Here is a 14,139-nt window from a genome sequence, read left to right as displayed (position 1 = left end):
AGGCCCCTCGCAGAACGGCGATCCCGCCCCGACACGCCGGGCGTGGATTAGCGTGGAGCGGTGACCCGAGAGACGTCCTCCACGCCGCTGTCCGCCCCCGTAGCCGCCGCCCGTCCGACGCTTCGCCGTCATCACGGCGACGAGGTGCGAGACGACTACGAGTGGCTGCGGGAGAAGGAGGATGCCGAAGTCATCGCGCACCTCGAAGCCGAGAACGCCTTCACCGAGCAGCGCACGGCCCACCTCGCGGGGCTGCGCCAGCGCATCTTCGACGAGATCAAGGCTCGCACCCTCGAGACCGACCTGTCCGTTCCGACGCGTCAGGGCGCATGGTGGTACTACGGGCGCACCGTCGAGGGCAAGCAGTACGGCATCCAATGCCGCGCGCCTCTGGCCGGCCCCGACGACTGGACGCCTCCTGTCCTGACGCCGGGCGTCGACGTCCCGGGCGAGATCGTCCTGCTCGACGGCAACGTCGAGGCCGACGGTCACGAGTTCTTCTCCCTGGGCAGCTTCGACGTCTCGACCGACAGTTCTCGACTGCTCTTCGGCGTCGATGTGGAGGGCGACGAGCGCTACACGCTGCGTGTGCGGGACCTCGTCAGCGGGAAGGACCTGCCCGACGTCATCGAGAACACCTCGGCGGGAGCGTCGTTCTCCCCCGACGGCCGGTACATCGTCTACACAACGGTCGACGACGCGTGGCGACCCGACACCGTCTGGCTGCACGAGGTCGGCACCGATGCCGCAGCCGACGCGCGCCTGTTCCACGAGCCGGACGAGCGCTACTGGGTGGGTGCCGGCTTCACGCGCAGCGAGAAGTACCTGGTCATCGAGGTGGGCTCCTCCATCACGACCGAGGAGTACCTCGTCGACGCGACCGATCTGCGTTCCGAGCCGCGATCCATCTGGCCGCGTCGAGAAGGCGTCGAGTACTCGGCCACCCATGCCGTCGTGGGCGGCGAGGACGTGCTCTACATCGTGCACAACGACGGCGCGCTCGATTTCGAACTGGTGCGCGTCGCGGCATCCGATCCACAGGGCCAACGTGACGTCGTGCTGGCCCACACTCCCGGGCGGCGCGTGCTGGATATGTCCGCCTTCCGCGACTGGGGGGTCGTGTCGTACCGACGCGACGGGCTGTCGCGAATGGGGATCCTGGACTACGCCACCGGCAGCATCGACGAGCTCGCCTTCGAGGAGGAGCTCTACACCGCCGGAGCCGGCGGCAATCCCGAATGGGCCCCACCCGTGGTGCGGCTCGGTTACGGCTCGTTCCTCACCCCGGGAACCGTCTACGACTACGACGTGGCGGCGCGTGAGCTGCACCTGCGCAAGCGCCAGCCCGTGCTCGGCGGATACGATCCGTCGGCCTACGGGCAGCGGCGCGAGTGGGTCACGGCATCCGACGGCACCCGCGTGCCCGTCTCGATCGTGTGGAAGCGCTCGTTCGGCGAGCCGGGGGACGCGCCGCGTCCGCTCCACCTCTACGGGTACGGGTCCTACGAGCACTCCATCGAACCCGGTTTCTCGGTCGCGCGTCTGTCGATGCTCGATCGCGGCGTCATCTTCGCCGTCGCGCACGTTCGCGGCGGCGGCGAACTCGGACGCCAGTGGTACGAGGACGGCAAGCTGCAGCACAAGCGCAACACCTTCACCGACTTCGTCGCGGTCGCGCGCCACCTGGTCGACACGGGCGTCACCGCACCGGACCGCCTCGTCGCCGAGGGCGGCTCGGCGGGCGGTCTGCTGATGGGCGCGGTCGCGAACCTCGCCCCCGAGCTGTTCGCCGGCATCCTCGCCGACGTCCCCTTCGTCGACGCCCTGACGACCATCCTCGATCCTTCGCTCCCGCTGACGGTGATCGAGTGGGACGAGTGGGGCGATCCGCTGCACGACGCCGAGGTCTACGCGTACATGAAGTCGTACACGCCATACGAGAACGTGCGCGAGGGAGTGACGTATCCGCGGATCCTCGCGACCACGTCGCTCAACGACACCCGCGTCTACTACGTCGAACCCGCCAAGTGGGTGGCGCGATTGCGCGAGGTCGGTGCTGACGCACTGCTCAAGTGCGAGATGGTCGCGGGCCACGGCGGTGTCTCCGGGCGCTACAACTCCTGGCAGCAGCGCGCCTTCGAGCTCGCCTGGCTGCTCGACGTGCTGGGCCTCGCCGAGGACTGATTCCGCCCTCCCGCACCTGCCCCCCCCCCCGCACGCCGCGGCATGTCCCACTTATGCCGAGGCATGTCCCACTTATGCCGAGGCGTGTCCCATTACCTGTGCTTGACAGCGCTCCCAGGCAGCAGGAAGTGGGACACACAGTTCCGGCGCCGCGCCTCTGTGCCTCGGCGTCAGCGCCCGGGCGTCCACCCCGCACGCTGCAGGGCTTCTCGTACCATCGCGACCGCGAGCCGGCCATCGCCGACGAGGTGATGGGCCAGCACCCGCTCGTGCTGCCAACCCAGGCCGCGAATGGCCGCCCACCGGTCGGCGTCGCGCGCGAACTGACGCGCATCGTCAGCGTGGACGCGGCCGTCGTACTCGACCGCGAGACGATAGCGGGGAAAGGCCAGATCGAGCTCCGCGACGAACGTCCCCCGATCGTCGAACAGGTTCCAGGCCACCTCGGCCTCCGGCAGGCCCGCGCGACTCAGCAGCAACCGCAAGCGCGTTTCGCGAGGAGAGCGCACGCCACCGCGAGCGAGCGCCAGCGCCCTGCGGAGAATTCCGCCGCGCACGTCCCCCATCACCTCGATCTCACCCCGAAGCTCGGCCGCATCCGTCAGCGGGCTCCGGCCTGAGATCAGGTGATCTGCGGCAGCAACGAGGTCATCGAGCCGCCAGAGCGTGCCCGTTTGACGCCAGGCACGCGCCGGGTGCTCGACCGGCATCCCGCCCACCGTCGTGTGGGCCGGCGTTCGCAGCTGCAGCCGATGACCCACCACGGCGTGAGTACGGGGTTCGCGCGCAGGACGGTGGGTGGACACGTGGATGGTCGGCTCATACGGCCACTCCGGCTGAGGCACCCCGAGAAGATACAGGGCGGTCTCGTGGCTGAAGAACTGCCCGCTGCGCAGCCTCGGCAGCAGCGCCCGACACGATGCCTCAAGCGAGCCAGGAGTGGGCTCCACTCGCGCGCGGACGCCGTGGAAGGGACGCGACAGATCGCGTCCCCGCAGCCGCCCGGGGCTCACGCCCGCATCTCGCGCCTGCGCGACGGTGAACGCGTCCGGCAGACTCAGCGGCAGGTCGCTCGAGGTCGTCATCGCGCAAGCGTCACCCGTGCGCAGCGATGCTCTGGTGGCTGAGCACCGAACGGTGGAAACCTCAGAGCCCGACGCCGACCGGGGAGGAACCTGCGTAGGGCGTGGTCAGTGAGAGTGACCCTCGCACAGGACGTGTCCCACTTCCTGCTGTCGGGTGGCCTCCTGCACAGCAGAAAGTGGGACACGGCACGGCGGAAGTGGGACAACGCCAGCGAAAAGTGGGACACGGAATCTGCGGTGTCCCGGTGGCGGGCTCAGCCGAAGAGCGCGGCGGCCTCTTCGTAGCGGTAGATCGGCACCGTGTTCAGCTCACCGAGAGCCTCCGCAAACGGCACCCGCACGATGTCGGTGCCCTTCAGCGAGACCATCTGGCCCCAGGCCTGCTCGTAGACGGAGTCTGCGGCATGCAGACCCAGGCGCGTCGCGAGCACCCGGTCGAAACCGGAGGGCGAGCCGCCGCGCTGGATGTGACCGAGCACGGTCGCACGCGTCTCGATGCCGGTCAGACGCTCGATCTCGGGCGCCAGGACCTCGCTGATGCCGCCCAGGCGAGGGCGGTTGAAGGCGTCGAGCCCCTTGTCGCTGAAGGCTTCGTCCATGCCCGTGAGCGTGAAGCCCTCCGAGACGACGACGAGCGGCGCGCGACCGCGGTCATGCGCCTTCTGCACCTGCGCGGCGATTTCGGTGATCGACATGGGCACCTCGGGGATGCAGATCACGTGCGCACCGGCCGCGATGCCGGAGTGCAGGGCGATCCACCCCACGTGCCGGCCCATGACCTCGGCGACCATGCAGCGCTGGTGCGAGTCTCCGGTGGTGCGGAGGCGATCCATGGCGTCGGTGGCGATGTTGACGGCGGTGTCGAAACCGAAGGAGTAGTCGGTGGCGCGGAGGTCGTTGTCGATCGTCTTGGGCACGCCCATGACATTGATGCCGTCGTTCCACAGCCGGTTGGCCGCGGCGAGCGTGCCCTCGCCACCGATGGCGATGATCCCGTCGATGTGGTGGCCGTAGAGCGTCTTCGCGATGTTCTCCGCGCCGCCGCGCGGACCCTCGTAGGGGTTGGTGCGGCTCGTGCCGAGGATGGTGCCCCCGACCTTCGAGAGGCCCTTGACCTCGTGCCGGGTCAGCGGGAAGAAGTCGCCGTCGACGACGCCACGCCAGCCGTCACGGATGCCGACGAACTCGATGTTGTAGTTCGTGGTGCCCTTGAGGACCACACCGCGGATGACCGCGTTCAGTCCGGGGCAGTCTCCGCCGCTGGTGAGGATACCGATCTTCATGTGGAGATCCTTTGGTGATTCGGGATGTGATTCGGCGACGCTGCCTCCTCGACACTATCGCCGTATCGACGGCGGATGCCACCACATCCGCCGTCGATAATCCCGGCCCGCCTCAGGCGGCGCCGAGCGCCTGGCGCAGCAGGTGCATGAGCGCCGACAGCTGCACGGAATCGCTCGAGGTGGGGTCGAGCTGGGCGCCGTCCAGGGCGCGCTGGGCGAGCCCCTGCTTCGAGTCGATCAGCTCCGCGATCTTCGTGTCGATCGTGTGCGCGGCGATGATCCGCCATGCCGTGACGGGCTCGTCCTGACCGATGCGGTGCACCCGATCGATCGCCTGGGTCTGCTCGGCGGCGGTCCACGAGAGCTCGGCGAGAACGACGTTGGATGCCGCCTGCATGTTCAGTCCGACGCCGGCCGCCGTCAGCGAACAGACGGCGATCGCCACACCGGGGTCGGTGTTGAAGGCGTCGATGGCCTGCTGGCGGGCGGTCGTCGTCTGATCACCGCGGATCGAGATCGTCCGCAGGCCGGATGCCGCGAAGTGCGCCTCTGCGGCATCCATCACGTCGATGTGCTTCGCGAAGAACACCACCTTGCCGACCGAGCGCTGCAGCTGCACCGCGTAGTCAGCGGCGAGGTGCGCCTTGGCCTGACCGATCTTGCGGACCATCGTGAAGACGTTGTCCGCGCCGGCGGCCGACGCCTTCGCCTCTTCGAGCTCGCCGTGCGCGACGAGGCGGACGATGTCCTCGTCGACCTCGCCGATGAGCACCTTGTCGCCGCGCGCTTCGATGATGCGGCGGTACTTGGCCGCCAGGCGCGACCCGAGCTCACGCTCGGCTTCGCGGATCGAGCGTCCGAACTCGTCGTCGAGCTCCACCGGCAGGTCGGCGACGAGCTTGTCGGGAAGGTCGGCTGCGACGTCCTTCTTCTTGCGACGGACGATGCCCATCGAGATCACGGCGTCGCGCGCCTCGGGGTAGAAAGCCTTGTCCGCCGGTGTGAATCCGGTCGCGTCGAGCTTCTCCATGAGCTCGGGGCCCGGCTTCTCGCCGTTGGTCCAGCCGAGGAAGCGCCAGATCGCGTCGAAGTCCTCGACGTCGTTGATCAGCGGCGTTCCCGTGAGGGCGAGCATCAGCGGGTTGCGCACCTGCTCGCGGATGCGCCCGCCCAGAGCGAGCACGTTCTGGGAACGCTGCGAGCTGAGGTTCTTGATGAAGTGGGCCTCGTCGACGACCATGCCCTTCAGGCCGAGCGAGCCGAGCCAGGACAGGTGCCGATCGAGCACCTCGTAATTGACGATGAAGACGTCGGCGAACGCGTCGACGGTGTCGCCGTCGCCGTGGATGACGGTCGCACGTCGCTGCGGCGTCCACCGCTCGACCTCACGCGCCCAGTTCATCTTGACGACATTGGGCACGACCGCCAGCAGCGGATACGCATCGGCGACGGAGGCGGCGAGCACGGACTGGGCGGTCTTGCCGAGGCCCGGTTCGTCGGCCAGAAGGAACGACCGGTGACCGGCTCGCACCGCCTCCAGGAAGCGGGACTGGTGCGGCATGATCTCGAGCCCCTTGGGAGAGATCCGATCGAACTCGGGGACGGGCGGAAGCTCCATGGAGGCGGTGGCGCCGCCGGCCCCCGTCTCGAACGCCTTGTACAGCGGCCCCATCAACTCCCAGCCGTCCAGCCGGCGGCGGGCCGTGGATGCCGGTGCGCGCAGCGCGACGTCGGGCGCCAGGAAGGGATTCGCCTCGCGGCGCGCCTCGATCTGCGGCGGCACGACCTGGCGCTCGGCCAGCGCGGCCGGAACCACCGGGGTCTGTCCCCAGCTCTGGGCGGCGGGCGCCGCATCGGTGATGATCAGCTCGTCATCGGGCAGCTCCGCGCCCGACTCGAGCAGCCAGTCGCGACGCATGCGCTTGGCGACCGGAGAGGTGGCCTGATCGACCTCGAGCAGCTGGATGAGCGAGGTGTCGCGCGCGGCGGTCTTGGCGAGGATGGTCGCGACGCCGTCGAGGCGCTTGAGCAGCTCGGCCCGCGCCGCTGTGGGTACGGCCTCGTCAGCCTTCACCCGCGCGCGCTCCTCGCGAACGAGGAAGGCGATGACCTGGAACTTGACGCGGTTGGTCGGACCCAGCTTGCCCTTCTGGGCTTTCGCCTCGACCTCGCGCACTTTGCGGGCGAGGATCGGGATCAGCGGGGCGTCGTCGTCGCGACGGGCGGATGACCCGCGATGGGACGAGCCGCGTCGGCGGGACGCGGTGGCAGTGGATGCCGTGGTCGGCATGCTCCTCCTGAGCGTGAAGCGCCGGAAAGCCGGCGGAGGTCCGGTCGGATGACCGGTCAGTCGTTCCGCAGCGGTCGCCGCGGGGTGGGGCGAGGTGCGGATCCTCCGGCTGCGGGTACTCGCTTCTGCGAGCTGCGGCGACGAACGGGGCGGACCTCGTCGTCAGTCTAGCGCGCCCTCCCCCACCGCCGCGAGCGGCGGCCGGGTCAGCGGCGCAGCCGCAGGCTGTTGAGCACGACGAAGACGCTCGAGAAGGCCATGGCCGCGCCGGCGATCATCGGGTTGAGCACGCCGAACGCCGCCAGCGGCAGCGCGGCGACGTTGTAGGCGAAGGCCCAGAACAGGTTGCCGCGGATGATGCGCATCGTGCGTCTGCTGAGGCCGATCGCGGTGAGCACCGGCGACAAGCCGCTGCCGGTGACGGCGATGTCACTCGCATGCATCGCCGCATCCGTGCCGGATCCCATGGCGATGCCGAGGTCGGCGGTGGCCAGCGCGGCGGCGTCGTTCACACCGTCACCGACCATGGCGACCCGGTGTCCGCCGGCGCGCAACCGCTCGATCTCGGCGACCTTGCCTTCCGGGAGAACGCCCGAGACGACCTCGCGGATGCCGACGGCGTCGGCGACCGCGCGCGCGGCGCCCGCGTTGTCGCCGGTCAACAGCACGAGGTTCAGGCCCAGGGACTCCAGCGCCGCGACGGTGCGCGCGCTGTCGCTGCGAACGCTGTCGGCGACGACCACGACGCCGCGAACGCGGTCGTCCCAGCCTGCGACGATGGCGGTCGCGCCGCGCCGCTGAGCGGCGTCGACGGCGGCGTCGACCGCGCCGATGACGTCCGCGCCCGAGCCCGGCGCCTGAGCACGGGCGAAGGCCGGCCGACCAGCGAACACGCGGTGGCCGTCGACGATCCCGGTCACGCCGAGACCGGCGTGACCAGTGAACGCGCCGACCTCCTGCGGCGCGGTCGCGAGTGCCGCGACCGCACGCGCGATCGGATGCTCCGAGGCCTTCTCCAGCGATCCGACGAGTCGTCGCACCTCGTCGGCATCCGCTCCGCCGATGGGCGTGACGGCGTCGACCGTCATCGCGCCCTCGGTCACCGTGCCGGTCTTGTCGAGCACGACGGTGTCGATGCGGTCCGCCGCCTCGAGCGCTTCCGGTCCGGTGATGAGGACACCGAGCTGTGCACCGCGACCGGTCCCCACCAGGATCGCGATCGGCGTCGCCAGCCCGAGCGCACAGGGGCAGGCGATGATCAGCACGGCCACCGCGGCGGTGAACCCCGACGCCAGGGCCTCACCGCTGAAGCCTCCCACCACGAGCCACGCCAACAGCGTGAGAGCCGACAGGAGGATGACGATCGGGACGAAGATCCCCGAGATGCGATCGGCGAGGCGCTGCACGCGGCTCTTGCCCGCCTGCGCGTCCTCGACCAGGCGGGCCAGCCGGGCAAGGCGCGTGTCCTCGCCGACGGAGGTGGCCTCCACGACGAGACGGCCATCGGTGGCGATCGTGCCGCCGGTCACGGACGAGCCGGCGTCGACGTCGACGGGGATCGACTCGCCCGTGATCATGCTCTCGTCGACCGAGGCACGACCACCGCGAACGACACCGTCGGTGGCGACCTTCTCTCCCGGACGCACGACGAACAGGTCTCCGACACCGAGCGCCTCGATCGGCACGCGACGGCCGTCTTCGAGCTCCACATCACGCGCCGACAGATCCATCAGCGCGCGCACGGCCGCCCCCGCGGCGCGCTTGGAGCGCTGCTCGATGACGCGGCCGAGCAGCAGGAACACCGTGACCGCCGCCGCCACTTCGAAGTAGACGAGCGAGGAGGGGTCATGGACGGGGGCGAACAGTCCCCCGTCGTGGCGCATGCCGACACGTCCCGCCGAGCCGAAGAACAACGCCCAGACGCTCCACAGCGTCGCCGCACCTGTTCCGAGCGTGATGAGGGTGTCCATCGTCATCGCGCCATGGCGGGCGTTGGCGAAGGTGGCGCGGTGGAAGGGCCAGCCTCCCCAGAGCACGACGGGCACCGCCAGTACGAACGACACCCACTGCCACCCCGGGAACTGCCACGGCGGAATCATCCCGAGAAGTACCACCGGCACGGCCAGCACGGCGCTGATGAGCAGACGAGTGGTCAGCCGTGTGGCACCCGGGCGGTCTTCGACGTCGTGGACGTGGCCGCCGTGCGACGACGACGCAGGGCCGTCGTGGGGGCCGGCATGCGGGTGGGCGGTGCGCTCTCGCACGCGCGCGTCGTACCCCGCTTCGCGCACCGCGGCGATGAGAGCCGCGGCATCGAGGCCGCTCGGGTAATCCACCCGTGCGGATTCGGTCGCGAGGTTCACGGATGCCGACACGCCGTCGAGCCGCTGCAGTCGCTTCTCGACCCGCGCGACGCAACTCGCGCACGTCATGCCCTCGATCTCCAGCACCGCCTCTGCCCGCGGCTCGGCGTCAGACGTGGTCGCACCCATGGACGCTGTGCTCCTCTCAGCGAGCGACGACGGCGTAACCGGCCTCGTCGACGGCCGCGGCGATCTCGTCATCCGGCGCCCCACCGTCGACGGTCACCGTCAACGTGCCCTCGGTCACGTCGACGGCGACGTCCGTCACGCCCGCGACCTTGCGGACTTCACGAGTGACGGCACCGGCACAGTGGGCGCAGGTCATTCCCTCGACGGCGTACGTGTGTGTGGACATGTGGAGCTCCTTCCGCGGGCGGTCCCGATCCGCCTCTGCTGTCGATACCAACGATGATACCCCCCTGGGGTATTCCCGACCCGCGCTGGCGTAGGCTGGAGCCATGTCCACCATCACCGAGCGCGACCTCGCCGCGACGATCGATCACGCCATCCTGAAGCCTGAACTGACCCGCGCCGACGTCGACGCGGAACTCGACATCGCCGCCGAATGGCGCGTGTTCAGCGTGTGCGTGCGCCCGAGCGACATCGCGCACGCCGTGCAGCGGCTGACGGGCACCGGCGTCAACGTCGGCACCGTCATCGGCTTCCCGCACGGCACGACCTCCACTGCCGGGAAAGTGGCTGAGGTTCGCCAGGCCCTCGCCGACGGCGCCGTCGAGTTCGACATGGTGATCAACATCGGTGCTCTGCGTTCGGGCTTCGACGACGCCGTTGTCGCCGACATCCAGGCGGTGGTCGCGGCCGCGGCCGGCAAGGTGACGAAGGTGATCCTCGAGACCTCGCTGCTGAACGACGAGCAGATCGCCCGCGGCAGCCGCCTGACCGAGGCCGGTGGCGCGGACTTCGTCAAGACGTCCACGGGCTTCGCCGGCGGTGGGGCGACGGTCCCCCACGTCGAGCTCATGCGCGCCAGTGTCGGCCCGGACGTGCAGGTGAAGGCATCGGGTGGGGTGCGCAGCTACGCCGACGCGCTCGCGATGCTCGCCGCCGGGGCGACACGGCTCGGAACGAGCGGCAGCGCTGTCATCCTCGGCGAGGCGCGCCGTGTGGATGCCGGCGAGCAGGCGTCGGGCGCCGTGGACACCTCGTCGTACTGACCCCGCCCGGGTGCGCGCGGCTCAGCCGAGGGCGGCGCGCACCCGCGTGATGTCGTCGTCCATCTGGGCGATGAGCGCTTCGATCCCCTCGAAGGCGACCATGCCGCGGATGCGGTTCGTGAACCGGATCTGCACCCGATGCCGGTAGAGGTCGAGCCCGGTCTCGTCGAGCACGTACGCCTCGACCTGGCGTGTCGGAACATCATCGAACGTCGGATTGGTCCCCACCGAGATGGCCGCCGGGTAGCGAGTCGTCACCGTCGCGCCATCGGTGCCGAGGTCGACGAGCCACCCGGCGTAGACCCCGTCTGCCGGAATGAAGCCCTCCGCATCGGCTGACAGATTCGCCGTCGGGTAGCCGAGCTCGCGACCGCGTTTGAGGCCGTGGACGACCTCGCCCTGCACCGCATGCGGGCGTCCCAGCAGACGCGCGGCGCCTTCGACGTCGCCCGCCGCGAGCAGGTCCCGTACCCAGGTCGACGACACGCGGCGGCCTCCGCCTTGAACGTCCCCGACCACGTCGACCTGGAAGCCGTACTCCGCGCCGAGACGAACCAGGGTGTCGGGATCGCCCGCTCCCCCGTTGCCGAAGCGGAAATCGTCGCCGACCATCACGATCACGACGCCCAGGCCGACCAGCACATGTTCGACGAAGGCGCGAGGTTCCAGAGAGGCCAGCTCCTGGTCGAATCGGAGCACCAGGGTCGCATCGACCCCCGCGGCGGCGAGCAGATCGAGCTTCTGCGGCAGACTGCACACGGGCTGCGGGCACAGCTCGGGCCGCAGCAGGCTCAAGGGGTTGCGGTCGAACGTGACGGCGACCACCCGTGCCCCGGCATCCTCCGCGGCCACACGGGCACGGTCGATCACCGCTCGGTGGCCGGAATGCACCCCGTCGAACTTGCCGATCGCGACGACACTGGGGCCGAACCCGGCCGGCACCTCCGCGGGGTCGTGGAAGACGATCACCAGCTGGACCTCCCGTCTGTGCGCACGATGCCCGCCTTCGCGTCGTCCGGCGCCGCGGCACCATCCAGGTCCGGGCGCTCGCGGCCGCCGCTGCGCAGCCACCACAGGCCGACGAACGGCAGCACGAGAGGTACCCAGAAGTAGCCGAAGCCATAGCCCGACCACACGGTCGCGTCGTGCAGGAAGAGCTCGGGATGTGTGAGGCTGAGTGTTCCGACGATGAGCACGCCCGCCAGTTCGAAGCAGATCGCCACCCACGCCACGACGTACCACCGCCGGCCGTCCGACTTCACGAGAGCCACCGTCGCGAGCACGTAGACGACCGCCGCGAGCGCAGAGAGCGTGTACGCGAGCGGCGCGGCCGCGAAGTCCTGCAAGATCTGAACGAACGAGCGTCCGGTCGCCGCCAGCGCCATGACGGCGTAGACGACGACGAGCACGCGCCCGATTCCGGTCATCCGGGTCGGGGCGGCGGCGTCGGCGTGTGGCGCAGTCATGACCTGTCAATGATAGGCGCCCGCCCTCGCCGGGGCCGCGGCCTCACATACCAGCGGTCGTCCAGATGACCTGCATGCGCCACACCATGACGGCGACCGACAGTGCGGCGATGCCCATGATCACCGTGCTCCAGCGGCTGCGCTCGAGGAGCGCCCAGACGACGGACGCCGGCGGTATGAGCACCGCCGAGACGAGGTAGACCCAGAACTCGAGTGCGCTGCCGGCCGGCGGGTTGCCGACCAGCGGCGCGACGATCGCGACGACCACCTGAGCGAGCAGGAGCAGCAGGATCAGGGCCATCGCGCCGACGGTGAGATCGCTCGGCCGACGCCCCGCGAGTCCGAGGATGATCGCGAGCAGCCCCGCCACGACCGCGACGGCGACCTGCACGATGGCGAACCACTCGATCATGCGTCCTCCGCCATGTTCATCGCGCTCTTGATGTCGGCGCCGCGGCGCTCCACGATGCCGACGAGCCGACCATCGGGGTCGATCGCCGCCGGCGTCGGTGTCATCGCCCCCTCCAGGCGCGGTGCGGCGCCGACGAGACGCTTGCCGTGGCGAAGGTCACGCGCCTCAGCCGCGGTGACGGGCAGGGCGCCGAGCACGGATGCCGCGACGTGCGCGGGCGCCAGCAGCGGTGCGTCCGCCGTGATCTCGGAGACGGCGTCGCCCACGTCGAACGCGCCGATGCGCGTCCGCCGCAGCGCCGTGAGGTGGCCACCCACCCCGAGGGCGGCGCCGAGATCACGGGCCAGGGCACGGATGTACGTGCCGCTGGAGCAGTCCACGACGACATCCAGTTCGATGAGGCCGTCGGCGGTGTCGCGGCGGCGGACGACATCGAACCGATCGACCGTCACCCGGCGGGCTGCCAGCTCGACGCTCTCCCCCGCCCGGGCGAGGTCGTAGGCACGCTTGCCGGCCACCTTGATGGCCGACACGGTGCTCGGCACCTGATCGATCTCACCCGTGAGAGCCGCGACTGCCATGGCGATGCGCTCGTCGGTCACGGAGGCGAGAGTCTCGGCATCCGCCCGGCGCATCTCCACGCCGTCCGCGTCGTCGGAGTCGGTCGCCACGCCGAGCAGCACGGTGGCCTCGTACGTCTTGCCGAGCCCCACGATGAAGGTGAGCAGCCGCGTCGCCGGTCCGACTCCGAGGATGAGCAGCCCGGTGGCCATGGGGTCGAGCGTGCCGGCGTGCCCGATCTTGCGGGTGTTCAGTGCGCGGCGGGCCCGGGCGACCACATCGTGGCTGGTGATCCCCTGCGGCTTGTCGACGAGAAGGATGCCGTGGACGGCGGGCGGAGGAACGGGCATTGCTCCAGCCTAGGCGCGGTGCCGCGACGCGCCGCTTCGCCGCGGAGCCGGAAGGACGAACCTGACGGCCGCCGTAGGCTGGTGCGATGCCCGACCTCGCGACGCCGCTCATCGCCTGGTACCGCGACAACGCGCGCGATCTGCCGTGGCGCGCGGAGGGGTTCGGCGCCTGGGGCGTGCTCGTCAGCGAGTTCATGCTGCAGCAGACGCCCGTGACGCGCGTGATCCCCTTGCTGGATGCCTGGCTGGCGCGGTGGCCGACACCGACCGCCCTCGCCGACGATGCCCCGGCGTCGGCGGTCGCGCAGTGGGCGAACCTCGGCTACCCGCGGCGCGCCCTGTGGCTGCACCGCGCCGCGGTGGAGATCCGCGACCGACACGACGGCGTCGTGCCGCGCGACGTCGAGGCGCTCCTCGCGCTGACGGGTATCGGAGACTACACGGCGCGGGCGGTCGCCGTGTTCGCCTATGGCGACCGTCACCCGGTCGTCGATACGAATACCCGCCGCGTCATCGCCCGTGCCGTCGACGGACGTTCTCAGCCCGGGCCGCCGGCTCGCGGTGATCTGGCGGCGATGGCGGGGCTGCTTCCGCGCGACGATCAGGATGCCGCGGTCGTGAATGCCGCCATGATGGAGCTTGGCGCCATCGTGTGCACTGCCCGTTCCGCGCGATGCGACGTGTGCCCGATCTCCTCGCTGTGCGCCTGGCGTGCGGCCGGCTACCCCGACACCGGTGACCTGCGCCGCAAGCAGGCTGCATACGAGGGCAGCGATCGTCAGGCGCGCGGAGCGGTGCTGCACGCGCTGCGCGCCGCACCCGCACATGCTCTCCCCGCCGACGACGTCGCCGCCGACTGGCCGGTCGCGGCGCAGCGCGATCGCGCGATCGACTCGCTCATCGTCGACGGACTCGTCGAAGCCGTCGACGGCTGCCTGCGCCTGCCGCGGTGACGCGGAAGCGACCGTGC

Annotated in this window: 12 protein-coding genes; 3 read left to right on the top strand and 9 right to left on the bottom strand. The window is 70.3% G+C overall.

Going from position 1 to position 14,139, the window contains the following annotated elements; all coding sequences use genetic code 11:
• The first annotated feature begins 60 nt into the window (after positions 1-60).
• Positions 61-2,184 (top strand): S9 family peptidase, encoded by a 2,124-nt coding sequence (locus CEP17_RS14255; protein ID WP_112932704.1) that lies wholly within the window; start codon positions 61-63, stop codon positions 2,182-2,184.
• Between the two features lie 170 nt (positions 2,185-2,354).
• On the opposite strand, the gene CEP17_RS14250 is transcribed toward CEP17_RS14255, so the two are convergent.
• From CEP17_RS14250 to CEP17_RS14230, 5 genes are all read right to left on the bottom strand, one after another.
• Positions 2,355-3,269 carry a hypothetical protein gene (locus tag CEP17_RS14250; protein ID WP_051039420.1) on the bottom strand — a complete coding sequence of 305 codons (915 nt, stop codon included), beginning with the start codon at positions 3,267-3,269 and terminating at the stop codon, positions 2,355-2,357.
• Positions 3,270-3,523: 254 nt separating this feature from the next.
• Positions 3,524-4,552 carry a 6-phosphofructokinase gene (locus CEP17_RS14245; protein ID WP_005048745.1) on the bottom strand — a complete coding sequence of 343 codons (1,029 nt, stop codon included), beginning with the start codon at positions 4,550-4,552 and terminating at the stop codon, positions 3,524-3,526.
• 112 nt (positions 4,553-4,664) lie between these two features.
• Positions 4,665-6,842, bottom strand: a complete 2,178-nt coding sequence (locus CEP17_RS14240) for a DEAD/DEAH box helicase (protein ID WP_112932703.1) — start codon at positions 6,840-6,842, stop codon at positions 4,665-4,667.
• 206 nt (positions 6,843-7,048) lie between these two features.
• Positions 7,049-9,334, bottom strand: a complete 2,286-nt coding sequence (locus tag CEP17_RS14235) for a heavy metal translocating P-type ATPase (RefSeq protein WP_112932702.1) — start codon at positions 9,332-9,334, stop codon at positions 7,049-7,051.
• Between the two features lie 16 nt (positions 9,335-9,350).
• Positions 9,351-9,560: a heavy-metal-associated domain-containing protein gene (locus tag CEP17_RS14230; protein ID WP_112932701.1), complete on the bottom strand. Its 210-nt coding sequence runs from the start codon at positions 9,558-9,560 to the stop codon at positions 9,351-9,353.
• Positions 9,561-9,663: 103 nt separating this feature from the next.
• On the opposite strand from CEP17_RS14230, the gene deoC reads away from it, so the two are divergent.
• Complete coding sequence (deoC, locus tag CEP17_RS14225) at positions 9,664-10,380, top strand: deoxyribose-phosphate aldolase (protein ID WP_112932700.1); 717 nt, start codon at positions 9,664-9,666, stop codon at positions 10,378-10,380.
• Positions 10,381-10,401: 21 nt separating this feature from the next.
• Here the strand turns inward: deoC and CEP17_RS14220 are convergent, their stop codons facing one another.
• The 4 genes from CEP17_RS14220 to truB are packed head-to-tail and all read right to left on the bottom strand — an operon-like array spanning position 10,402 to position 13,169.
• On the bottom strand, positions 10,402-11,349 hold the full coding sequence (locus CEP17_RS14220; protein WP_112932699.1) for a bifunctional riboflavin kinase/FAD synthetase: 948 nt from the start codon (positions 11,347-11,349) through the stop codon (positions 10,402-10,404).
• Positions 11,346-11,846: a hypothetical protein gene (locus CEP17_RS14215; protein ID WP_112932698.1), complete on the bottom strand. Its 501-nt coding sequence runs from the start codon at positions 11,844-11,846 to the stop codon at positions 11,346-11,348. Before CEP17_RS14215 ends, CEP17_RS14220 begins: the two co-directional genes overlap by 4 nt.
• A 43-nt stretch (positions 11,847-11,889) precedes the next feature.
• Positions 11,890-12,258, bottom strand: a complete 369-nt coding sequence (locus CEP17_RS14210) for a hypothetical protein (protein ID WP_112932697.1) — start codon at positions 12,256-12,258, stop codon at positions 11,890-11,892.
• The gene (gene truB / locus CEP17_RS14205) at positions 12,255-13,169 is read right to left on the bottom strand and encodes a tRNA pseudouridine(55) synthase TruB (RefSeq protein ID WP_112932696.1); all 915 of its coding nucleotides are present in this window, start codon (positions 13,167-13,169) and stop codon (positions 12,255-12,257) included. Before truB ends, CEP17_RS14210 begins: the two co-directional genes overlap by 4 nt.
• Positions 13,170-13,255: 86 nt before the next feature.
• Here truB and CEP17_RS14200 point away from each other — a divergent pair, with 86 nt between their 5' ends.
• Positions 13,256-14,122, top strand: coding sequence for an A/G-specific adenine glycosylase (locus CEP17_RS14200; protein WP_039414616.1), 867 nt, complete (start codon positions 13,256-13,258; stop codon positions 14,120-14,122).
• Positions 14,123-14,139 lie beyond the last annotated feature (17 nt).

Source organism: Microbacterium sp. PM5 (assembly GCF_003293595.1).
In the GTDB taxonomy this organism is placed as follows: domain Bacteria; phylum Actinomycetota; class Actinomycetes; order Actinomycetales; family Microbacteriaceae; genus Microbacterium.
Note: the sequence above shows the minus strand (reverse complement) of the source record. Positions and strands in the feature narration are given on the sequence as shown.